6 protein-coding genes and 2 pseudogenes are annotated in these 24,577 nt (G+C 71.2%); 6 read left to right on the top strand and 2 right to left on the bottom strand.

Features of this window, described 5'->3' with window-relative positions; all coding sequences use genetic code 11:
• The first annotated feature begins 1 nt into the window (after position 1).
• On the top strand, positions 2-2,584 hold the full coding sequence (locus PW843_00205) for a hypothetical protein (protein ID MDE1145029.1): 2,583 nt from the start codon (positions 2-4) through the stop codon (positions 2,582-2,584).
• 6 nt (positions 2,585-2,590) lie between these two features.
• Here PW843_00205 and PW843_00210 read toward each other — a convergent pair whose 3' ends face one another.
• Positions 2,591-3,571: an acyltransferase domain-containing protein gene (locus PW843_00210; GenBank protein MDE1145030.1), complete on the bottom strand. Its 981-nt coding sequence runs from the start codon at positions 3,569-3,571 to the stop codon at positions 2,591-2,593.
• Between the two features lie 139 nt (positions 3,572-3,710).
• Positions 3,711-4,316 carry a DUF697 domain-containing protein gene (locus PW843_00215; GenBank protein ID MDE1145031.1) on the bottom strand — a complete coding sequence of 202 codons (606 nt, stop codon included), beginning with the start codon at positions 4,314-4,316 and terminating at the stop codon, positions 3,711-3,713.
• A gap of 585 nt (positions 4,317-4,901) precedes the next feature.
• On the opposite strand from PW843_00215, the pseudogene PW843_00220 reads away from it, so the two are divergent.
• The 5 genes and pseudogenes from PW843_00220 (at position 4,902) to PW843_00240 (ending at position 24,533) form a co-directional block, all read left to right on the top strand.
• Positions 4,902-5,516 (top strand): annotated as a pseudogene (locus PW843_00220) (AMP-binding protein).
• Positions 5,517-5,574: 58 nt separating this feature from the next.
• Positions 5,575-9,153 (top strand): beta-ketoacyl synthase N-terminal-like domain-containing protein, encoded by a 3,579-nt coding sequence (locus tag PW843_00225; protein ID MDE1145032.1) that lies wholly within the window; start codon positions 5,575-5,577, stop codon positions 9,151-9,153.
• Positions 9,143-11,797 carry a type I polyketide synthase gene (locus tag PW843_00230; protein MDE1145033.1) on the top strand — a complete coding sequence of 885 codons (2,655 nt, stop codon included), beginning with the start codon at positions 9,143-9,145 and terminating at the stop codon, positions 11,795-11,797. The genes PW843_00225 and PW843_00230 overlap by 11 nt, the downstream gene beginning before the upstream one ends.
• Positions 11,794-23,772, top strand: a complete 11,979-nt coding sequence (locus PW843_00235; GenBank protein ID MDE1145034.1) for an amino acid adenylation domain-containing protein — start codon at positions 11,794-11,796, stop codon at positions 23,770-23,772. Before PW843_00230 ends, PW843_00235 begins: the two co-directional genes overlap by 4 nt.
• Positions 23,772-24,533, top strand: a pseudogene (locus tag PW843_00240) (polyketide synthase). Before PW843_00235 ends, PW843_00240 begins: the two are co-directional and overlap by 1 nt.
• Positions 24,534-24,577: the final 44 nt, after the last annotated feature.

Genomic DNA, 24,577 nt, shown 5'->3' on the forward strand with positions numbered 1-24,577 from the left:
CATGATCCGGCGCCTGATCTGCACGATCCTCGCCCTGCTCTTTCTCTGGGCCATCACCCTGGTGGTGCCCCGGATGATCGTGGCTTCGTTCCGCCGATCCGTCGTACCGGCGCCCATTGCCGCCATCGCCGGCTACCGCGAGGCCTACGCCGGGTCGGAGACGCTGCACGGCGTGGCGCGCGCGCTGGTGCACGACCGCCCCATGCTGGTGGCGGTGGGCGAAGGCGGCCTTATCCTGACCAATGACGAGGGCAACCACCTGTGGGCGCGGCAGGAATCGCCCGGCCGCAGCGAACTTTATGCCGTGACCGGCGGGCCCGCCGGTTTCGTCGCCGTCGGATCGGGCGGGTTCGCCGCCCAATCCGCCGATGGCATCGGTTGGCACCCGGTCAAGACCGGGGTGCATGGCACCTTGACCGCCATCGCGGCGTCGCGTGATCGCTATGTCACCATCGGCCCCGCCGGCATGGCCAGTTCCGCCGATGGCCGGACATGGGTGTCCGCCGATGTGCCCCAGGACGCCAACCTGATGGCGATCACCTATGCCGGCGACCTGTTCGTCGCGGTGGGCGAAGGCGTCAGCGCCGTTTCATCCGATGGGGTGGACTGGCGCCTGTGCCAGGTGGCCGATGGGGCGGTGCTGCAGAGCCTCGGGCATTCGCCCACTTTGGGTTTCATCGCGGGCGGGACCGACGGCATGCTGCTGCGGTCCCGTGACGGTTGCCGCTGGGCCCCCTTGAGCCCCGTGCCCGATGTCACCATCCGCGCCGTCCTGGCCGTGCCCGAGGGCATCGTGGCCGCCGGCACCGGTGGCGTCATTGGCATCGCCTGGCCCGGCAAGGCCTGGCAGGAGGGCGCATCCGACGCGCGCTATAACCTGGAATCCCTGACCCGCGCGGACGACCGCATCGTGGCGGTGGGCACCGGCGGCGTCATCCTCTCCTCCGTCGATGGGCGCCGCTGGCAGACGGAACGGCGATCGGCGGGCCAGCCCATGCTGGGCGCCATCTTCAACGGCCGCTTCACGGCCGTGGGCGGGGGCGGCAGCATCCTGACCTCCACCGATGGCGAGAACTGGACCCGCCGCGTCCCCGCCACCCGCCGCGCCCTATGGGCCCTGGCCCCGCACGACAACGGTCTGATCGCCGTGGGCAGCCGGGGCCAGATCATGATGTCGCGTGACGGCGTGTTGTGGTCCACCCGGTTCAGCGGCAGCCGCGCCGACCTGCTGGGCGTGGCGGCCTTCCGCCGCCAAATGATCGCCGTGGGTCAGAACGGCACCATCCTGACCTCGCCCGATGGCGATGCCTGGACCCCGCGCCGCGCCGCCGATCCCGTGGCGCCCCGTCGCGCCACCTCCCTGGCGCTGTGGGCGGTGACGAACGCCCGCGACTACGCCGTGGCGGTCGGCGAAAACGGCCTGATCGTCGTGTCGCGCGACGGCACGACGTGGAAAACCCTACCGCCCCTGACCCACCAGGATCTGCTGGCCGTCATGGCGGATGGGAACGAGGCCGTGGCCGTGGGATCGGACGGCATCATCCTGCGCACCGCCGATGGCGACACCTGGACACAGGAGGCCAGCGGCACGGGCGAGAAGCTGTGCGCCGTGGCCTATTGGAAATCCACCGTCTTCGCCACGGGCAGCGGTGGCACCATCCTGACCTCCACCGCGCCCGGCCAATGGACGGCCCGCGCCTCGGGCACGCGCAGCACGCTGTGCGCCGCGACCGCCGGTGAGGACGTCCTGGTGGCGCTGGGCTACAGCGGCGCCATCTCCCACTCCCACGACGGCGGGGTGACGTGGGAGGCGACGGCACTGCCCGTCCGCGAAGGCTATTGGCTGGCGCGGGCGGACGGTGACGTCATCGCCTCCGGCGCCGCCCTGGACCAGGGTAGCATGGGGGCCGCCCGCTCCCCCGTCGTCGGCATCAGCGCCCCGGTATCAGGCGACGGCTATTGGCTGGCCACCCGTGACGGCCATGTGCACGTCGTGGGCGGGGTGCAGGATTTCGGTGGCGCCGTCGACCTGCGGCCCGGGCAAGAGATCGTCGGCATCGATCACACGCCATCGGGACTGGGGTATCGCCTGCTGGCCAACGACGGCGCCATCTTCTGTTTCGGCAACGCCCATTGCGACCTGCCATCCAGCCCGGGCTCACCGGTGGAGAAGCCCGTCGCCCGTGCGGTCGACCTGATCAGCGCCCCGGTGGGCGAAGGATATGCGGTCCTGTATGCCGACGGCAGCGTGCGGGCCTTCGGTTCGATGAAGTACATGGGTGACGCCACCGCCACCCTGGCCGGCCGCGGTGGCGACGGCCGTCCGGCGGCCAATGCCCTCAGCATGGCGCTGCCGCTGCATGGCAAGGGATACTGGATCCTGGCGGACGACGGGTCGGTGACGGGCCTTGGCTCCGCCCCCACCTTCGCGCCCGGCGACGCGGCGCCGGCACCGCGCAAGTCCGACAACCTGCCCCGCCGGCCGGTGTCCATCGCCGCCCGCGCCGATGGCCAGGGCGTCTGGATCGCCATGTCCGACGGCCGTGTGATCGACCGCAGCCCTCCCCCGGTGCCAGGCCAATAAGGGTGGTCACGCGATGGCCGCCGGCCGCAGCGCCGCCAGCAGCCGGTCGATGGCCTTCAGGCCGTTGGCGAAGGGCGACAGGATGGTGAAGACCTGCGACCTTGAGTCCGGCGGCAGTTGCATGCGGATCAGCGTCGCCAGGGTGCCCGACGGGCTGAGGTCGACATAGATGGCGCCGCCCCGCCCTTCCAGGGTCTGCACCATGTGGCCGACATGCATCTGCCCGCGGGCGATGCGCCAGAACAGGTCCGGGGTGTCGGGCGTGGTCCAGCCCTGCAGGCTGGCGGAATGGCAGGGGCAACGCCCCGCCTCGAGCCGGACATCCGCCGTCAGGGCGCGGCTGGCCTCCGCCGCCGGCTCCATCCAGCGCGAATGGAAGGCGAAGGGGACGGGCAAGGCCTGGTAAGGCAGGCGCAGGCGGTCCAGTTCCGCCGCGATGGCCGGCATCATCGCCGCCGTGGCCGACAGCACGAAATGCTCATCCGAACTGACGCCGGCCAGTTCGCTGCGGCTGTTGAGGATGGGGTTGCCGCGCCACAGTTCGGGACTGGCCAGGACGGCGACCATGCCGCCCGGGGCACAGTGGCGGGCGTATACCTCCGGCTGGCGGGCCACGAGGGCCAGCGCCGTTTCCAGCGGCATCATGCCGGCGACCACCATGGCCGCGAACTCACCCAGGCTGACCCCCGCCACCTGGTCGGGCACGATGCCGTGATGTTCCAGCGTGCGGGCCAGCGCCACCTCGGTCATGAAGATGGCCGGATGGGTGATGGGCAGGGCGTCGAAGGTGTCGCCCAGGCCCCGCCCCGGGGCATAAAGGGTGTCCAGGATGGGCCGGCCGAAATTCTCCCGCAGGAAGCGGTCGCCCAGGCACATCCACTCGGCGAAGACCGGATGGCCGCGAAACAGCTCCGCCCCCATCTGGTAGTACTGCGACCCTTGGCCCCCGAACAGGAAGGTGACGGGCAAGGTGCCGGAAACGCTCATGCCTAAAACCCCAAGACCTCGACGGCCACAGCCGCTGTGGATGGGCCGCCGTCCCGCCCCAAAGATGAAAGGGGGCGCACAAACAAAAGGCGCGGCCAGGAGGCCCGGCCGCGCCCAGCGCTTAATCAAATGCCAGCAATCAGGCCGCGGTGGCGGCTTCCTTGCTTTCCTTGACGTCCTTGGCTTCCTTCTTGGCGATCTTGGCCAATTCCTTGCCCTTCTCATACTGTTCGTGCGCGAAGGCCTTGAACTTGGTGGTGTCCAGATCCCACAGCGAGCCGCCTTGCTCATAGTGCTTCACGAACACCTTGCCGATGGCATAGGTGGAGGCGCCGGCGGCGATGGGCAGGGTCGCGGCAGAGAGGGCCCAGCCGATGCCCGGCACGGCCTTGATCAGGCTGCCGACGGCCAGACCGCCCGCCAGGCCGCCGACGGTGCCGACCAGCGACGCCAGGACGGAGCTGCCCAGCGACTTGGTGAAGGGCTTGCCGTACAGTTCCGACAGCTTCTGGATCATGCGCAGCTGAATGGCCGTGATGCCGGCGACATCGACCAGCGGCAGGGGCACAACGCTGACCGCGACGGCGGCCACGACATAGTCCTTGATCTCGCTGGTGGCCAGCAGTGTCAGGGCCAGATCGTGGCTGACGTCGGGGGCCGGGGTCGCGACGGGCGCCACCGGAGCTTCGGGAGCGACAACGGCCTCGGGGGCGGGGGCAGCGCTCTGGGCGGGCTTCTCAACCATCGGGTAACTCCTTGATCGGCGTTATGGGTCGCGCCAGGGTTTTTATGGGGTCGGAGGACACGGGATGGGCGGCTGGCGACTTCGCCCGACAATAGCAGTGGGTTGGTGGTTTTGCATCCGCTGAGTTCGCGGAAAATCAACCCTTTCCACCCATCGGCGCATCACCGGCAGCAGCGCGACAGCCCGCCCCCTCTCCGGAGGAGGGATTGTTTTACTAGAAAATTCCAGATAGTTGTACTCTTATTCCGAGATATTTGGATCTGATATCGACATGCCACTCCGTCAAAATCCAGGCTTTCCCGACCTTTTGCAGGGTGATTCCCGCCGCCATGGCGCGAACATTAAGCTTGGCTTGACAACCCCAGGACGATTCTTCATATGCCGGGGCGATGGGACGGCATGATAATGGAAATGTATCTGCCCTAAGCTTTCGAGTTAACTCGTTAGTTCACAAAATTTATTGTAAATCCCACCGATCCGCGCTGCCACCTTTATCCGGCCGCACGGGCTTCAAGGCGGCCTCCCCCCGCCCTTCCGGCATGCCCCCAGCGGGCGTCCGAAGGCAGCGCAACCAGGTGTTCCATCATGACCTCCGCGTCTGAATCCGCCGCCCCCATCGTTGGGGCCCCGTTGACGCCCCTCGGGTTCGACAATTTGGGCCAGATCCTGAAACGGGCGGCACAAGGGGATGGCGGCCTGGTCTTTCTGGGCGACGATGGTGCTGAACGCCGGCTGGATTACGCCCAGTTGCTGGATGAAGCGCTGCACGTCCTGGGCGGCCTGAACGCCGCCGGCTTGGGCCCAGGCGACCGGGTCATCCTGCCGGTCAGGGGCGTGGGCCGGCTGGTGCCCCTGCTGTGGGCCTGTTTCCTGGGTGGCATCGTGGCCGTGCCCATGGCGCCGCCGACGGTGATCGAGGATGCCGCCCCGCCGGTGCGCAAGCTGCACGCCATCTGGGGCCTGCTGGACCGCCCGCTGGTGGTGGCCGACGGCGACATCCCGGCGGCACTGGCCGCCCATGCCGCGACGGCGGGATGGGCTGACTTCCGCGTCCTGGCGGCGGAGGGGCTGTGGCAGGGCCCCAAGCCGGCGCGTCTGCCCGACGTGCGGCCGGACGATCTGGCGATGATGCCGCAGACTTCGGGCAGCACCGGCATGCCCAAGGCCGTCATGCTGACCCATGCCAACATCCTGGCCATGGTGGCGGGCACCATCCAGGCCAACGGCTTCGGCGCCGGCGACGCCACCTTGAATCTGGATGCCGCTGGACCATCCCGGCGCCAACGTCTTCCTGGGCGTGATGCCGGCCGTGACCGGCGCCTGGCAGGTCCACGTCCCCACCGCCCATATCCTGACCGATCCCCTGCGCTGGCTGGCGCTGCTGAGCCGCCATGGCGTCAGCATCTCCTGGGCACCCAACTTCGCCTTTTCCATGATCGGCCGCAGTGCCGACCGGCTGGCGGCGCTGAACCTGGATCTGTCCAGCGTCAGCTTCCTGGTCAGCGCCGGCGAACAGGTGGCGGCCGCCACCTCATCCACCTTCCTGGAACTGCTGGAAGGCTACGGCCTGCGCGACGGCGCGTTGCGCCCGGCCTTCGGCATGGCGGAAAGCTGCTCCGGCATCACCTGGTCCAAGGGGCTGACGCGGGACCAACTGGCCGGCAACCCCACCATCCTGTCCTTGGGGCCCCCCATCCCGGGCGCCGCCATCCGCATCACCGATGAGGACGGTCGCGTGCTGCCGGCCGGTGAGCTGGGCCTGCTGGAACTGTCCGGCCCCTCAGTGACGCAAGGCTATTACGACAACGCCGACGCGAACGCGGAAGCGCTGAAGCCCGGCGGCTGGTTCGCCACCGGCGACCTGGCCTATGTCGCGGAGGGTGAGCTGTACATCACCGGCCGCAAGAAGCAGATCATCATCATCAACGGCCTGAACATCCCGGCGCACGATATCGAGGCCGCGGCCGAGGAGGTGGCGGGCGTGGCCCCCTCCTTCACCGCCGCCTTTTCCGTCTTCAGCGCCGAGCGCGGAACGGAGGAACTGGTGCTGGTGTTCAGCCCGGCGGGCGATGTGGCGGAGGGCGACCTTGCCCGCCATCTGCGCGCCCACCTGACGCGCCGCACCGGCCTGGCCCCCACCCACCTGCTGGCCCTGCCGCCGCACCAGATCCCCAAGACCAACATCGGCAAAATCCAGCGCCTGGACCTGAAGCGCCGGTTCGAGAAGGGCGAGTTGCGCGGCTATCAGCTGGTGGCGGAGGCCCCGCGTCCGGCCGCGCCCCGCAAGAATGGCCGGGGGCAGGAGACGCTGATCACCACGGTGTGGGCCGACGCGCTGAGCCTGGCGGATATCGGCCCTGACGACAACTTCTTCGAACTGGGCGGCCATTCCGTCCTGCTGATCCAGGTGGCCGGCCGCCTGAAGGAACATTTCCCGGCACTGGAGCCGGTGGACCTGTTCCGTTTCCCCACCATCCGCACCCTGGCGGCCTATCTGCGGGACGCGGCCGAAGGGCCGGACGCCGCCCCCACCGCCCAAGCCACCGCCCCCCGCCGCGCCTATGAAGGGGAGACGGAGGTAGCGGTCATCGGCATCGCCTGCCGCTTCCCCGGTGCCGACAACCCGGCCGAGTTCTGGGCCAATTTGCAGGCGGGCCGCGAATCCATCGCCCGCTTCACCGTCGATGAGCTGGTGGCCGCCGGCTTCGACCGTACGGCGGTGTCGCATCCGGATTACGTTCCCGCCAGCCCGGTGCTGAAGGACGCCGCCGGCTTCGACGCCGCCTTCTTCGGTTATGGCGCCCGCGAAGCGGAACTGATGGATCCGCAGCAGCGCCTGTTCCTGCACTGCGCGTGGGAGGCGCTGGAGGACGCGGGCTACAACCCCTTCCAGTATGCAGGCCGCATCGGCGCCTTCGCCGGCGCCAGCATGAACACCTACTTCACCAACAACGTCCATCCCAACCGGCACAAGCTGGACCCGCGCGACCGCATCGACGTCTTCACCCTGGATTCCATGGGCGGCTTCCAGGCCATGGTGGCGAACGACAAGGACTACATCGCCACCCGCACCAGCTATAAGCTGGACCTGCGCGGCCCCAGCCTGAACGTGCAGACCGCGTGTTCCACCGGCCTGGTGGTCATCCATGCGGCGGTGCAGAGCCTGCTGGCCGGCGATTGCGCCATGGCCCTGGCGGGTGCCGCCGCGGTGCAGAGCCCGCAGGCCGCCGGCCATCTGTGGCAGGAGGGCATGCTGGTGACGGCCGACGGCCATTGCCGAGCCTTCGACGCCGCGGCATCCGGCACCATCTTCGGCAGCGGCGTGGGGGCCGTGCTGCTGAAGCCGTTGAAGGCCGCCCTGGCCGACGGCGACCATGTCTACGCCGTCATCAAGGGTACCGCCGTCAACAACGACGGCGGCGTCAAGGTGGGCTTCATGGCCCCCAGCGGGACGGGTGAGACCGGCGTGGTGCGCGACGCCCTGGCGGCATCCGGCGTGCCGCCCGAGACCATCACCTTCATGGAGGCGCACGGCACCGGCACGGCGCTGGGCGACCCCATCGAGGTCGCCAGCCTGGCCGCCGGCCTGAAATCGTCCACCGGCCTTGTCCCGGCGGGGAATTGCGCCCTGGGGTCGGTCAAGACCAACGTCGGCCATTTGCAGATCGCCTCGGGCATCGTCGGTTTCATCAAGACGGTGCTGGCCGTGCACCACGGCCAGATCCCGCCCACCCTGCATTTCCAGACACCCAACCCGGCCATCGACCTGGGCAATAGCCCCTTCTATATCAACACGGCACTGGTGCCGTGGCAGCCGCCGGCCGGCGTGCCCCGCCGGGCGGGCGTCAACTCCCTGGGCATCGGCGGCACCAACGCCCACGCCATCCTGGAACAGGCGCCGGTCGCGCCGCACGTCATCGCCATCAACGACCGGCCGCTGCACCTGCTGACCCTGTCGGCGCGCACGCCCACGGCGCTGGCCGCCCTGGCGCGGTCCTACGGCCGTTTCCTGGCCGACCATCCGGATACCGACCCGGCGGACCTGTGCTTCACCGCCAACACCGGCCGCAAGGCGTTTGAGCACCGCCACGCCCTGGTGTTCGACACGGTGAACGCCCTGCGCGCGGCACTGGCGCCGCTGGAAACGGTGGCCCCGGCCGCCCTGGTGGCCGCGCCCCGCATCAAGATCGCCTTCCGTTTCGCCGATCATGCCGAGCCCGGCCTGGGGCGTGAACTTTACCGCACGGCGCCGCCCTTCCGCGCCCAGCTGGACGAATGCGACCGCCTGCTCAGCCGCCGCTGGCCGGCACTGTCGTTGGTCCGCTGCCTGTATGAAGAGGCGCCCTGGCCGAATGACGCGGCCTTCACCCACGCGGCGGTGGCCAGCCTGGGCATCGCTGCGGCGGCGTTGCTGCGCGGCTGGGGCCTGGAACCCGATGGCGTCCTGGCCACCGGCCCGGGCGCCATGGCGGCGGCCGGCTGGGCCTTGGGCGAGTTGTCGCTGGAAGACGCGCTGGAGCGCGCGGGCCAGGACACCGCCACCGAACTGCCACCGACCCCCGATGATGCGGTGGTGGTGGACGTGAGTGCCGCCGGCTGGGCCGGGCTGCTGCGTGACCTGGGCCATGTTCATGTCCGGGGCGGTGCCGTGGACTGGGCCGCCTTCGACCAGCCCTACCGCCGCCGGCGCCTGTCGCTGCCGACGTACCCGTTCGAGAACCGCCGCTATTGGCTGGAGCCGCCCAAGGCTGTCCCCCGCCCCTGTTCTGGAAGCCCGTCCGCATCCCCTGCTGGACCGGCGGTTCGGCAGCGCGCTGACGCGCGACGTGTTCTATGAGGGCCGGCTGGAGGTGGCACGCCTACCGCTGCTGGCCGACCATCTGGTCCACGGCCAGCCGGTGGTGTCCGGCGCCTGCTACATGTCCATGCTGACCGGCGTGGCGGCGGCGGAAAGCGGCCGGCTGGAGGTGCGCGACGTCGCCTTCCTGCAGGCCCTGCCCGTGCCAGCGGATGGCGTCACCGTGCAACTGGCGCTGCAGCCCCAGGCGGATGGCAGTCGGGTCGCCACCTTGATCTCTTTGGGCACGGTGGAGGGTGAGTACCGCAGCCACGTTACCGCCACCCTGCATCCGCTGGAAGAATCCACCGCCCTGACCGCCCTGGACGTATGTCAGGCGGGATGCCCGCAGACGGTGGCGCTGGACGACCATTACGGGCGCCTGGAAGAACGCCACATCGCGCTGGGTCCGCAGTATCGCTGGATGACGGCCCTGTCGCGCGGCACGGACCAGGCGTTCTGCCGCCTGCGCCGCCCGGCGGAACTGGATGCCGCGACCGACGCCGCCTATGGCCTGCACCCGGGCCTGATCGACGCCTGCTTCGGCCTGATGATCGCCGCCGTGGACCTGGACGTGGCCGATACCTTCATCCCGTCCAGCATTGAGCGTTTGCGCCTGCATCGCCAACCGGCCGCGGAAACCCTGTGGGCCTGGGGCCGTTTCACCCGCCAGGCCGACGGCGGCGGGGTTCGCGGCGACATCCAGCTGTGCGGCGATGACGGCATGCCGGTGCTGACCCTGATGGGTTTCACCGGCCGTGTCGCCCGCCGCGAGCAGGTCCTGGGGACCGGCCCCGCCCTGCCGCTGTATCGCCTGGACTGGCAGGCCGACGCCCCGCCCCAGACCGAGGCCCCCACGCCCGGCGCCTGGCTGGTGCTGGCCGATAGCCATGGGCTGGGCGAAGTGGTGGCGGCCAAGCTGGCTTGCCGCAGCGTGCCGATCAACAGCCCGGCCCTGGAACAGGTGCTGCGCGACGAGACCACGGCTGCCGGCCGCGGCGGCCTGGGCATCCTGCACCTGGGCAATCTGGACATCGACGCCAGCACCGCGCCGGCCCAAGCCCGCACCCTGGGCCTGGCCCCGGCCCTGCTGGCCGCCCAGGCGCTGGCGGCCGCGGCCGCGCCGGGCGCCCTGTGGCTGGTGACCCGAGGCGCACAAGCGGCGACCGACGGCCAGGCCGTGACGGCGGGCCAAGCCACTGTCTGGGGCCTGGCCAAGGTGCTGCGGCTGGAACAGCCGTCCCTGCCCTGCCGCACCATCGACCTGGACCCCGCGACCACCGGCCAGGAGACGGAAGCCGACCGGCTGCTGGACGAACTGGCCATCGGCGGCCAGGCGGAGGTGGCATTGCGCGGCGACCGGCGCCTGCACCCGGTTCTGGTTCCCCTGGCGCCCGTCGCATCATCCCAGGCACCGGCCCTGTCCCCCGACGCCAGTTACCTGGTGGCCGGCGGTTCCGGCGCCCTGGGATCGGTGATGGTGGACTGGCTGGCTGATCGCGGCGCGCGGCACATCGTCATCGCCAGCCGGCGCGGCACGGTCGATGACGGGCAGGTCCGGCAGTTGGCGGAACAGGGCGTATCCCTCTATCCCCTGCGGGCCGATCTGGCCGACGGCGCGGCGCTGGCCCTGGCCTGGCGCCGGCTGGAACCGCAGCTGCCGCCCTTGCGCGGCCTGATCCATGCCGCCGGCGTGCTGGACGACGGTGCCCTGTCCGCACAGACGCCGCAGCGCCTGGAGGCGGTGGCAGCACCGAAGATGGAGGGCGCGCTGGCCCTGGCCCAATTGGCCGAGGGGCGTGACCTGGACTTCCTGGTGCTGTTCTCCTCCGCCGCGTCCATCCTGGGCCATCCCGGCCAGGCCAACTACGCCGCCGCCAACGCCCATCTGGACGCGCTGGCCGCCGATTTGCGGGCACGGGGGCATCGGGCGGTGGCCATCAGCTGGGGCCCGTGGGGGGCGGCCGGCATGGCCGCCAGCGACCGCGTCACCGCCGGCTTCAACCGCCTGGGCATCCATCCGCTGACCGCCGACCAGGGGCGCCGTGCCCTGGAAACGGCGCTGGCCGCCAACGTGCCGCATGTCGGCGCGCTCAGTTGCGACTGGGACCGGTATGTCGGCCAGAGCGTGGCGCAGCACGGCGACGGCACCGGCCGCACCGCCCTGTTCCGTCGCCTGGTGAAACCCGCCGCCCCGGTCGTGGCGCCCGCAGTGGCGGCCGAGGTGGACCTGTCCACACGGCTGGCCGGCGCCACGGGCGAGACACGGCGGCAGTTGCTGGCGGCCCTGGTGCTGGACGTGGTGACGGAGGCGTTGAGCTTCACCGGCGCCGACGTGGTGGACCGTCGCGTCGCCCTGATGGAGCAGGGGCTGGACAGCCTGGCCGCCGTCAGCGTCCGCGCTAACCTGGCCCGGGCGCTGAACGGCGCCTTGCCGCGCGCGTTGCCCGTCGGCCTGGTTTTCGAACACCCGACGGTGGACGATCTGGTCCATTTCCTGGAACAGCAGACGGCCCCCGCCACCGCCCCGGAAAGTGCGGCCCCGTCGAACGAGGATGACGACCTGGACGATTTGAGCCTGGCTGAACTGGAGGCGCTGGTCAGCCGTGAGTTGGATGGCGGCCTGCTGAAGGCCGGATCATGACGGAAGGTCCGGGCACGGCGCCCGAACTGGCCTCGGCGCAAGAAACCATCAAGCGCCTGTACCGCGCGCTGAAGGCCGAGAAACAGCAGCGCGAGTCCCTGGAAGCCAAGCAGGCACCAACCTCGGGCGACCGGCAGGAACCCATAGCCATTATCGGCATGGCCTGCCGCTTTCCCGGCGGCGCCAATGATCCGGACGCCTTCTGGCGCCTGCTGGACGGTGGTGTGGACGCCGTCGGCACGGTGCCGGCCGACCGCTGGGACGCCGCGGCGTATCTGGACCCGGACGGCACGGTACCCGGCACCATGCACACCGCCCAGGGCGGCTTCCTGGACGTGGCCCTGGACCAATTCGATTATCCCTTCTTCCGCCTGTCGCCCAAGGAGGCGCGGGCGTTGGACCCGCAGCAGCGCCTGCTGCTGGAGATCGCCTGGGAGGCGCTGGAGTCCGCCGGCATCGTCCCCGCCACGCTGAAGCGCAGTCGCACCGGCGTGTTCGTCGGCCTGTCGGGCGACGACTACACCCTGGCGCACCGTCATTCCGCCGACCTGTCGCGCATCGACGCCTATTCCATCACCGGCAGCACGCCCAGCACGGCAGCCGGGCGCATCGCCTATTTCCTGGGGCTGGAGGGGCCGGCCATCCCGGTGGACACCGCCTGCTCCTCCTCCCTGGTCGCCTTCCATCTGGCCTGCCAGAGCCTGCGGGCGGGGGAGACGGATTTGGGCTTGGTGGGGGGCGTCAACCTGATCCTGGCGCCCGCCACCCACGTCTGCTTCTCCCGCCTGCAAGCGATCTCGCCCGACGGCCGATGCAAGAGCTTCGCGGCCACCGCCAACGGCTATGGCCGGGGCGAGGGCGGCGGCATGGTGGTGCTGAAGCGCCTGGCGGACGCGCGCCGCGACGGCGACCCCATCCTGGCGGTGGTCAAGGCCACGGCGGTGAACCAGGATGGCGCCAGCAACGGCTTCACCGCCCCCAATGGTGCTGCGCAAAAGCGCCTGCTGCGTGAGGCGCTGGACAAGGCCGGCCTGGTCCCGGCCGACATCCAGTATGTGGAGACGCACGGCACCGGCACGCCGCTGGGCGATCCCATCGAGGCCGACGCCCTGGCCGACGCCCTGTGCCAGGGCCGGGATGCCGCCCACCCGCTGGTCCTGGGCGCCGTCAAAAGCAACATCGGTCATCTGGAGGCGGCGGCCGGCATGGCCGGCGTGCTGAAGGTGCTGCTGGCGCTGCGCCATGGCCGCATCCCGCCCAATCTGCACTTCACCGATCCCAACCCCCTGATCCCCTGGGACAGCGCGGGTTTGGCCGTGCCCACCAATGCGGTGCCCTGGCCGACGGGCGACAGCGCCCGCCATGCCGGCATCAGTTCCTTCGGTTTCAGCGGCACCAACGCGCACGTCATCCTGGGCGAACCGCCGGTCGCCCCGGTCGCCACCGCCCCGGCCGCCGGCCCCGCCCTGCTGTGCCTGTCCGCGCGCACGCCGGCAGCACTGCGCGAGACGGCGCTGCGGGTCCAGGCCCATCTGGCGGCCCTGCCCACCGGCACCGGCATCCACGACATCTGCGCCACCGCGCTGCACCACCGCAGCGCCTTCACCCATCGCCTGGCCGTGGCCGGCACCGACGCGCGGGGCCTCGCCCACGCGCTGGACGCCTGGCTGCGGGATGGCACCGTGGCCGGCCATGCCGCAGCCGTCGCCTACGTCGCGGGCGCGGAACCGGATGCCGCCGCCCTGGGTCTGGACGGGCCCTATCGCCGGGTGGACCTGCCTACCACCGCCTTCGATCCGCAACCTTGCCACTTCGGCCAGCCCGGCGGGCCGCTGGTGCCCCTGCCGGCACCCACCGCCACGGGCCACGCCATCCGGGAAGCTTCGCACCCCCTGCTGGGTCGGCAGTGGCGTAGCCCGCTGCTGAACGACACCTTGTGGGAGGTCGCGGTCGGCCTGGGCAGCCATCCGCTGTTCCGCGACCATCGCGTCTTCGGCCAGCCGGTGGTGCCGGCCGCCGCATACCTGTCCATGATGCTGGCGGCGGCCAGCCGCCATCTGCCCGGCCGGCCGCTGGCGCTGGAGAATGTGGCCTTCCCCGCCGCCCTGGCCCTGCCGGAGACGGGCAGCGTCACCCTGCACCTGCGCCTGCGGCCCCTGGATGGCGAGGGTGAGCGGGCGGAACTGCGCCTAGTACGCCTGACCGACACCGGCGCCGTCACCCACGCCACCGCCATCCTGGTCCCCGCCGCCGTTGAGGATTTGGCCACCGACACGCCCGCCGCCCGCTGGGACGGCTGGTCCGAGACGCTGGACGCCCTGTTCGACGCCCAAGGGGATCGGCTGACCCTGGGCCCGGCCTTCCGCCGCGCCGGCACCGCCCGCCGGGCGGGTGACGACGCCCTGGCCCGGCTGGACGCGGCCAGTGCCGACGATGCCGCCTGGGCGCCCGGCCCCCACCCCGGCCTGATCGACGCCGGCCTGCAACTGCTGCCCGCCCTCTGGCAAGGCGGTGGCGACGCCGCCCTGGTGCCGGTGGGCGTGGACCGGGTGACCTGGTCCGGCCAGGCCGGCACCGTAGCGTGGGCGGCCGCCACCTTGCGGGACGCCGGCGACGGCTTGCCCGGTGGCGATATCCGTTTGCTGGATGCCGGCGGCCACGCCCAGCTGGTATTGCGCGGCCTGCGCGGCGAAGCCCTGTCCGCCGACGCTTTGCGCCGCGCCATCGGGCTGAACGACACGAGCGGCGGCACCGCCGCCACCTGCTATCGCATCGCCTGGCACCCGGCCCCGACGACAGCGGAGCGGCCCGCCGGCCGCTGGATAGTCCTGCCCCATGCCGGCCTGCCGGCGGAGGCCTTTCCCGACGCCGTGCGCGTGAAGGATGAGGCCGCGCTGGCTGCGGTGGCGACGGATGCGGACGCCATTCTGGACCTGCGGGCGCTGGACGGCGGCGCCGACCTGGCACTGGCGGCACCGGCCCTGCGCCTGGCCCAGACGCTGGCGCGGCTTCCCACCCCGCCCCGGCTGTGGATCGCCACCCGTGGCGCCCAGGCCGCCACCCCGATTGACGCGCCCGATCCCTTCCAAGCCGCCTTGTGGGGCCTGGGCCGGTCGCTGGCAGTGGAACAGCCGCAGCTGTGGGGCGGCCTGATCGACCTGCCGGCCGCCCTGGGCACCGTGGCTTGGGATCGCTTAGCCGATCTGTTGGCGCCCGGTGAGTTGGCCCTGCGGGACGATACCGTCCTGGCCCCCGGGCTGGCGGCGGCATCGCCGGCGGACCAGCGCTTTGAGCCCCGCGCCGACGCCACCTATCTCATCACCGGCGGGCTGGGCGCCCTGGGCTTGGACCTGGCGGAAGGCCTGGTCCAGCGCGGCGCCCGCCACCTGGCCCTGCTGGGCCGTACCGGACCATCGCTCATGGCGCAGGCACGGCTGGATGCGCTGGCGGCATCCGGCGCACACGTTCTGGTCCTGGCGGCCGACGTGGCGGACGCCACCAGCCTGGGATCGGCCCTGGCGCGCATAAGGGCGGAGATGCCGCCGCTGGCCGGCTTCTTCCACCTGGCCGGCCAATTGGACGACGGCCTGCTGGCCGACCAGACGCCGGAGCGCCTTGCGCAGACCATGGCCGCCAAGGCCGGCGGCGCCTGGACCTTGCATGAGCTGACCCGCGACCTGGTGCTGGACGTGGCGGTGTTTTTCGCGTCGGCCGCCGGCGTGCTGGGTGCCGCCGCCCAGACCAACTACGCCGCGGCCAACGCCTTCCTGGATGCCCTGGCCGCCCGCCGGCGTCAGATGGGACTGGCGGGCACCAGCCTGGCCTGGGGCCCGTGGGCCGGTATCGGCATGGCGACCGACGGCAAGGCCGCCACCAACCTGGCGGCGCTGGGCTTCAGCCCCCTGGCTTCGACACAGGCGCTGGCCGCGATGGACCGGGTGCTGGTCGCCGGCTGGCCCCAGGCCACGATCCTGGCCGTCGACTGGGCGCGGTATGCGCGCAGCCTGCCGGCGAAGGCATCCCCCACCCTGTTGCACGGCCTGCTGCCGGCCGGCCAGGTGACAGCAGCCCCCGCTGACTTGGGCGCCTTCCTGGCCGCCACCGCCGCCGAGGTCCTGGGCGCCGCCCCGGGCACGGCCATCGATCCGGCGCAGGATCTGTTCGAACTGGGCCTGGATTCCCTGATGGCGCTGCGCCTGCGCAACGCCATCGAGGCCCGGCTGGGCATCAGCCTGCCCGCCACCATCCTGTTCGACCACCCCACGCTGGCGGGCCTGGCCCAGGCATTGGGCAAGCCCGCCGCCCCGACCATCGTGCCCGAGCCAGCTCAAACCGCCGCCGATCCGGCGGCCTTGAGCGCCGGGCAAAAGGGGCTGTGGTTCCTGCAACAGCTGGCGCCGGACAGCGCCGCCTTCCACACCTGCTTCACCGCCCGCATCCGCAGCGTGCTGGATGTCGAGGCGTTGCAGCGCGCCTTCCGCCGGGTGCTGGACCGCCACCCGGGCTTAAGCGCCCGCTTCAGTGCCCCTGACGGCGTGCCGCGCCAGGACCCCGTGCCCGCCGATCATTTTGTCATCGAAACATATGAGGCACCGGCTGATCCGGATGCCCTGCGCGCGGCGGTGGACGCGGCCTACCGCCGGCCCTTCAGGCTGGAGGATGGGCCACCCCTGCGTGTCGCCCTGTGGCGTGGCGCGGAAGACGACCATGTGCTGCTGATCGCCGTCCATCACATCGCCATCGACGTCTGGTCGTTCGAACTGCTGCTGGACGCGGTCAAGGCCGCCTATGCGGCGGAACGGGACGGCACGGCCGCCCCCACGCCACCGGGCCGGCCCTATGCCGATTTCATCGCCTGGCAGCAGGACCTGCTGACTGGCCCCAGGGGTGCGGCCCTGCGCGGCTATTGGCGCGAACAATTGGCCGATGCGCCGGCGGCGGGCGAACCACCGCTGGCCACCCGATCCCAGGGCGCCACCGCCTTGGCCGGCCGGTCGCTGCACTTCACCCTGGGAGCCGACACCACCGCGGCGCTGGAACGGATGGGTCAGGAACAGGGCGTCACCCTGAACATGACCCTGCTGGCCGCCTGGCTGATGCTGGTCGGCCGCCTGACCGGGCAGCAGGACGTGGTGGCCGGCACCCCGGCCCTGGGCCGCAGCGAACGCGCCTGGGCCCAATCGCTGGGCTTTTTCGTCAACGTCCTGCCCATCCGCGCCAGCTTGACCGGCACCTGGCCCGACCTCTTGCGCCAAGTGCGGCGCACGCTGCTGGACGCCATCACCCACCAGGATCTGCCCTTCGCGGAGATCGCGGCCCAGGCGCCGGCGGTGGAGCATGCCGGCCCGCATCCCCTGTTCACCACCCTGTTCCACCTGCGCAACCTGGAGGACATGGGGCCCCTGGGGAACGCCTTCATCCCCGGCCGGACGGGGCGCATCCCCTTCGGCCCGCTGGAGATCGAGCCCTATTTCCTGGACCAGCAGGAGGGGCAGTACCCCCTGACCATGGAATGGTTCAAGGCGGACGGTGACCTGCATGGCGTCCTGAAATACGACACCGCGTTTTATGACGCGGCGGATGCCGCACGGATCGCGGAGCATTACCGGGTGGCCCTGGCGGGCCTGGTCAATCAGCCCGACACCCCAGTCACCGCCATCGACCTGCTGACCGACGACGACCGCGCGACGCTGGCGGCCTGGAACGACACCACCCGCGACAACCCCGCCGCCTGCATCCATCACCTGATCGCGACCCAGGCGGCCCGCACGCCCGACGCCCCGGCCCTGCTGTCGGGGGAGGCGGTGTTGAGCTACGCGGCCCTGGATCGCCGCGCCAACGCCCTGGCCCACACGCTGGCCACCCGGGGGGTGGGCCCCGGCACCCTGGTCGGCCTGTGCCTGGAACGGTCAACCGCCCTGGTGGTGGGCGTGCTGGCCGTGCTGAAGGCCGGCGGCGCCTATGTGCCGCTGTCGCCCGACGACCCGGCGGACCGGCTGACGGCCCTAGCCCAGGACGCCGGCCTGGCGCAGATCCTGGTGCAGCCGGACCGACGCGACCGCTTCGCCGGCCTGGATGACGACCGCGTGCTGGTCCTGGCCGATACGGGGACGGAGCGAACGGATGCGCCGCCGGCGGCGGTGACGCCGGATGATCTGGCTTATGTGCTGTTCACCTCCGGCACCACGGGCACGCCCAAGGGCGTGATGGTGCCACACGGCGCCGTGACCAACCTGCTGGCCTGGTGCCAGGACAGCTGGGCCCTGGCGGCGGATGACGCGCTGCTGCAACGCACACCGCTGACCTTCGACCCGTCGGTGACGGAGATGTTCTGGCCGCTGACCACCGGCGCCCGGCTGGTGCTGGCCGGGCCGGACGATCATCGCGACCCAGGGGCCCAAGTGGCCCTGATCCGCCACCACCGGGTCACGGCACTCTTCACCGTGCCCTCGCAATGGCACACCCTGCTGGAGGAGCCGGGGATCGCCGCGTGTGACACCCTGCGCCTGGTCATCAGCGGCGGCGAGACCTTGGCCGCCTCCTTGATCGGCCGCTTCCAGGCCACCCTGCCCCGGGCGACGCTGGTCAACGTCTACGGCCCGACGGAAGCCACGGTGCTGGTCAGCGCGTGGCCCTGCCCGCCCCGGCCGGATGACGCGGCGGTGTGCATCGGGGCGCCCATCGCCAACACGCGCCTGTACGTGCTGGACGAAGGCTTGGCGCCGGTGCCGCCGGGTGTGGCCGGTGACCTCTACATCGCCGGGTCCTGCCTGGCGCGGGGATACCTGAACCGGCCCGACCTGACGGATGCCGCCTTCATCAAGGATCCCGCCGTGCCGGGCGGGCGCATGTACCGCACCGGCGACCGCGCCTGCCTGGCGCCGGACGCCGATGGCCGCCTCAGCCTGCGTTTCCTGGGCCGGATCGATCAGCAGGTGAAGCTGCGCGGCATGCGGCTGGAGATTGGGGAGGTGGAGGCCGCCCTGCGCCTGTATCCGGCCGTCGCCGCCGCCGCCGTGCGTGTGGTCACGCCGCCCTCGGGCGAGGCCATGCTGGGCGCCTGCCTGGTGCCGGCCGCCGGCGCCACCATCGCGCCTGAGGACACCGCCGCCTTCCTGACCGGGCGGCTGCCGGGCTGGATGGTGCCACGGGTGTGGATCACCCTACCGACCCTGCCCCTGACCGCGCATGACAAGGTCGATGGCGCCGCCCTCGACCGGCATCTGCGGCTGGCGCTCAGCCAACGGACAGCGGATCCGTCGCCCGCGGCACCCGTGGCGCTGGGGGCGATGGAACGCACGGTCGCCCGCATCTGGTGCGACCTGCTGAACCTGCCCGCCGTGGGCCGGAACGATCATTTCTTCGACCTGGGCGGCACGTCCCTGATGCTGGCGCGCGTCCGCCGGCGGCTGCAGGATGCTGGCCTGGGCGACGTGCCCATCGCCGAGCTGTTCCGCCATCCCACCGTGGCCGGCTTGGCCGCCCATCTGGGTGGAAAAAGCGCGTCGGCAGCGCCAGTGACAGTCGCTCCCCGCGCCAAGGCGGGCGATCACGCCGTCGCCGTCATCGGTTTCGCCGCGCGCTTCCCCGGCGCCCCGGACGTGGAGACGTTCTGGGACAACCTGCTGCGCGGCGTGGAAAGCATCCGGCGCTTCACCCGCGCCGACCTGCTGGCCGCCGGCGCCCCGGCCGCCTTGGTGGACGATCCGGCCTATGTCCCCGCCAATGGCGTGCTGGACGGGGTGGAGGATTTCGACGCCGGCTTCTTCGGCTATTCCCCGCGTGAGGCGGAAACCCTGGACCCGCAGCAGCGGCTGTTCCTGGAAACGGTGTGGCATGCGCTGGAACACGGCGGTTATGGCCGGCGCGGCCTGGCCGAGCGGGTCGGTGTCTATGCGGGGTCGGAGATCAGCAACTATCTGCTGTTCAACCTGGCCGACCGGCTGGATCCCACCGACATGAACGGCGGCTACGCCCTGAGCCTGGCCAACGACAAGGATTTCCTGGCCACACGCGCCGCCTACACCCTGGACCTGCGCGGGCCGGCGATGACGGTGCAGACCGCCTGCTCCACCTCGCTGGCGGCCGTGGCCATGGCCTGCGACGCGCTGGTCTCCGGCCATTGTGAGATGGCGCTGGCTGGTGGCGTCTCCATCCAGTTGCCCCAGATCCAGGGCTATCGCCATCGCGAGGGCATGGTGGCGTCGGCCGACGGCCATTGCCGACCGTTCGACGCCGCCGCCAGCGGCACGGTCAACGGCAACGGCGTCGGCGTGGTGCTGCTGAAGCCGCTGGTCCAGGCGCGGGCCGATGGCGACACCGTGCACGCCGTGCTGAAGGGCTGGGCGGTCAATAACGACGGATCGCACAAGCTGGGCTACACCGCCCCCAACGCCGACGCCCAGGCCCGGGTGCTGGCCTCGGCCTGGGGCCATGCCGGCGTGCGGCCGGATGAATTGGGTTATGTCGAGGCCCACGGCACCGGCACACCGCTGGGCGACCCTATCGAGGTGACGGGCCTGGTCCAGGCCTGGGGCGACCAGCCGCGTTCCACGGCGCCCTGCCTGCTGGGCTCCGTCAAGGGCAACATCGGCCATCTGGGGGCGGCATCCGGCATCGCCGGGCTGATCAAGGCGGTGCTGACGGTGCGGGAGGGGCAAATCCCGCCCAGCCTGCACCTGGACACCCCCAACCCGAAGATTCCCTTCGCCGGATCGCCCTTCGCGGTGAACGGCGCCTTGCGTGCCTGGCCAGGTGCCGGCATCCGCCGGGCAGGTGTCAGTTCCTTCGGCATCGGTGGCACCAACGTGCATGTGGTGGTGGAGCAGGCGCCGATAACGGCCCCGGCCGCCCCTGAGGATGGCTGGTACCTGCTGCCCATTTCCGCCGGCAGCGCCACCGGGCTGGACGCCGCCCTGAGGGCCCTGGCCGCAGCCAAGGCGCCGGCGCTGGCCGATATCGCCCATACCCTGCAACAGGGCCGCGACACCTTCGCCCACCGCGCCGCGTTGGTGGTGCGCACCGGCGCCAATGTGGGTGAGGCCTTAGCACAGGCGCCGCGCGCCCATGTCCGGCCGGCGGCGGGCGAAGTGCTGGACGTGGCCTTCCTGTTCCCCGGCCAGGGGGCGCAGCATCCCGACATGCTGCTGGACCTGTACAGTACCTGGCCCGAGTTCCGCCGCGACATCGACCAGGGGCTGGACCTGCTGGCGGCCCTGGACGGCACGCCGGCCGCCGCGTTGCGGGCCATGTTGTACCCGGTGGCAGAGCGGCGGGAGGAGGCGCGGACCTTCCTGGGCAAGACCCGCCACACCCAGCCTTTCCTGTTCATCATGGAACACGCGTTGGCCCGGCAGTGGCAGCGCGTGGGCGTGGAACCGGATGCCTTGATGGGGCACAGCGTCGGCGAATACGTGGCGGCCTGCCTGGCCGGCGTGTTCACCTACGAGGATGCCTTGCGCCTGGTGGCGGCGCGCGGCCGCCTGATGCAGGACCTGCCGGCCGGCGCCATGCTGGCGGTGAATCTGCCCGTCGCGGACATCCATCCCTATCTCTCCGAAGCCGTCTGCCTGGCGGGCGACAACGGCCCCACCCAATGCGCGCTGTCCGGCCCGTTTGACGCCATTGCCGCCGTGGCCGCCACACTGGCGGAGCGTGGCGTGACCACGCATGCGCTGGCGACATCACACGCCTTCCACTCATCCATGATGGACCCTATCCTGGACACCTTCCGCCGGGTGGTGGCGGGCGTGACACGGCAAGCGCCGCGCATCCCGGTCATCTCCTGCCTGACAGGCGACTGGCTGACAGCGGAACAGGCGACCGATCCGGATTACTGGGTGCGGCAGTTGCGCGGTGCGGTGCAGTTCCGCCAGGGCGTGGAGACGCTGAAGGCCGTCCCCGGCCGGCTGATGCTGGAGGTGGGTCCGGGCCGGGCACTGAGCGCCCAGGCGCAGCGCATCGTCGGGCGCGATGGCCCTGTCATCCTGGCCACCGCCCGGCGGGAGACGGAAAAGCGTGACGACCGCGAGGCCTGGCTGACCGCCCTGGCCGGCCTGTGGCTGGCGGGCGTCGAGGTCCGCTGGCTCGCCATCGCCGGCGCGCGGCGCATCCCCCTGCCGCTTTATCCCTTCGACCGGCAACGCTATTGGGTGGAACCGGCCGCCAACCGGCCCGCGCTGGCAAACCCGATGCGGGCGGACGCCGCCAACCGCTTCTACACCCCGCGCTGGACGCCCACGCCCCTGCCGTCCGCCTCGGTACCGGTGAACGACGGCCTGACCCTGGTCTTCGCCGATGGTGCCGGCGTGGCCGACCGGCTGGCGGCCCGCCTGGGTGCCGGCACGGTGGTGGTCGACATGGGCGACCAGCCGCATGACCCGGCGGCCTACGCCGCCCTGCTGGCCCGGATGCGGTCCCAAGGTACCTTGCACCGCATCATCCACGCGGCCTGCCTGGGCGTCCCGTCCGAGCGTGTGCGCACCATGGGCCTGGAAAGCCTGCTGTTCCTGGGCCAGGCCCTGGCCCAGGCGCCGGATCCGGTGCAACTGTTCATCGTCGCGGCCGGCGTTCAGGACGTGGCAGGTGATCCGCCGGGGCCGTCGGAGGCGGCGCTGCTGATGGGCCCCGCCCTGGTCCTGCCGCGCGAATGTCCCTGGGTCGACTGCCGGCTGGTCGACATCGTGCACGGCAGCGCCACGCCGGACCAGACCGCCGGTCGTATCGTGGATGAGATGGCCGACCCGCGCGGCGACCGGCTGGTGGCCTATCGCCACAACCGCCGCTGGGTGCGTGATTTCCAGCCGCTGGCGATCCCGGATGCGGCGCCGGGGCCGTTGCGCCAAAAGGGTGTCTACCTGATCACCGGCGGTCTGGGCGGTATCGGCCTGACCATCGCCCGGGCACTGGCCCAGCGCTGCCAAGCGCGGCTGGTGCTGTGCGGCCGCACCCTGCCGGGGTCGGACGATCCGCGCCAGGACACCCTGCGCCGGATCCGCGAGACCGGAGCGGAGGTCACGGTGGTTGCCGCCGACGTAACCAACGCGGAAGACATGGAGCGCCTGGTCGCCGACATCCTGGCCCGGCACGGCGCCCTGCACGGCGTCATCCATGCCGCCGGTCTGGCCGCCCACGGCGCCCTGACCGCCAAGACCACGGCCGGCATGGCAACCGTGCTGGCGCCCAAGGTGGACGGCACGCTGGCGCTGGCCGACGCCATTGCCGACGTGCCGCTGGACTTCCTGGCCCTGTTCTCCTCCAGCAGCGCCGTCCTGGGTGCGGCGGGCCTGATGGACTACGCCGCCGCCAACGCCTTCCTGGACACCTTCGCCCACCGGCGCAGTGCCGCCGGCCTGCCCACGGTGGCCATCGGCTGGGATGCGTGGGCGGATGTGGGCATGGCGCAAGGCGCCTTCACCGGCACGGTCAGCGCCCGCCAGGCGGCCCAGGCCCTGACGGCGGAAGAGGGCGTGGACGCCTTCCTCCGCATCCTGGGCCAAGGCGGCCTGCCGCACATCGTGGTATCGCCCACCGACCTGAACGCCATGCTGGCCGACATCGCCGCCGCCGGCCGCGCGGACGGGACACCGGCGACAGCGGTGGCCCCCTCTTATGAACGCCCGGAACTGGCCACCAGCTTCATCATGCCGTCCACGCCGACCCAGCGGCAGGTGGCGGCGCTGTGGCAGGAGATCCTGGGCATCCGCAACGTGGGCATCCACGACAACTTCTTCGATCTGGGTGGCGACAGCCTGGTGGGCGCCAAGCTGGTGGCGCGGCTGAACCGCACCTTCGATGCCAGCTTGCCGGCCGTCGTGCTGTATGAAGCATCAACGGTGGCGGCGCTGGCCGACCGGCTGGACGCGGCCAAGGCACCGCAACGGCCGGTGGCCGTGGCGGAAACGATCGTGCATGAGGCCGACGGGCGGGACAGCCGCCGCGCGCGCCGCGACAGGAAACGGGACGATTTCTTCTGATGGGCATTGAGAACGACAACAACGACCTGGACGGCGCCATCGCCATCATCGGCATGGGCCTGCGCGTGCCCGGCGCCGACACGGCCGAGGGGTTCTGGCGCAACCTGTCCCAGGGCGTGTGCTCCATCACCCGCTTCACGCCCGATCAGCTGCGCGCCGCCGGCGTGCCGGAGGCGGAATACAGCCGCCCCGACTATGTGCCCGTAGGCGGCATCCTGCCCGATGTCGATCATTTCGATGCCGGTTTCTTTGGCTTCACCCCGCGTGAAGCGGAATGCCTGGCGCCACAGAACCGCCTGCTGTTCGAATGCTGCTGGGAAGCGCTGGAGGATGCCGGCTACGACCCCAAGGGCACGCCCGGCCGCACCGGCCTGTTCTTCGGCCAGAGCCTGAACAGCTATTGGCAGAACAACGTCGAACCCAACCTGACGGCCCTGGACGTCGGCCTGGATTTCTTCGCCAATCCGGATTTCCTCAGCACCGGCATCGCCTACAAGCTGGATTTGCGCGGGCCGGCCCTGACGGTGCAGTCCTTCTGCTCCACCTCCCTGCTGGCGGTGCATCTGGCCCGCCAGAGCCTGCTGGAAGGGGAGTGCGACATGGCGCTGGCCGGCGGCGCCTCGGTGCGCATTCCGCAGGCCCAGGGCTATATCCACATGCCCGACAGCCTGTATTCGCCCGACGGCGTGGTGCGCGCGTTCGACGCCGGCGCCAACGGCACGCTGTTCAGCAACGGCGTGGGCACCGTGCTGCTGAAACGACTGGACGATGCGCTGGAGGATGGCGACCGCATCGTCGCGCGATC

The sequence above is a fragment of the Azospirillaceae bacterium genome, from assembly GCA_028283825.1.
Taxonomy (GTDB): Bacteria; Pseudomonadota; Alphaproteobacteria; order Azospirillales; family Azospirillaceae; genus Nitrospirillum.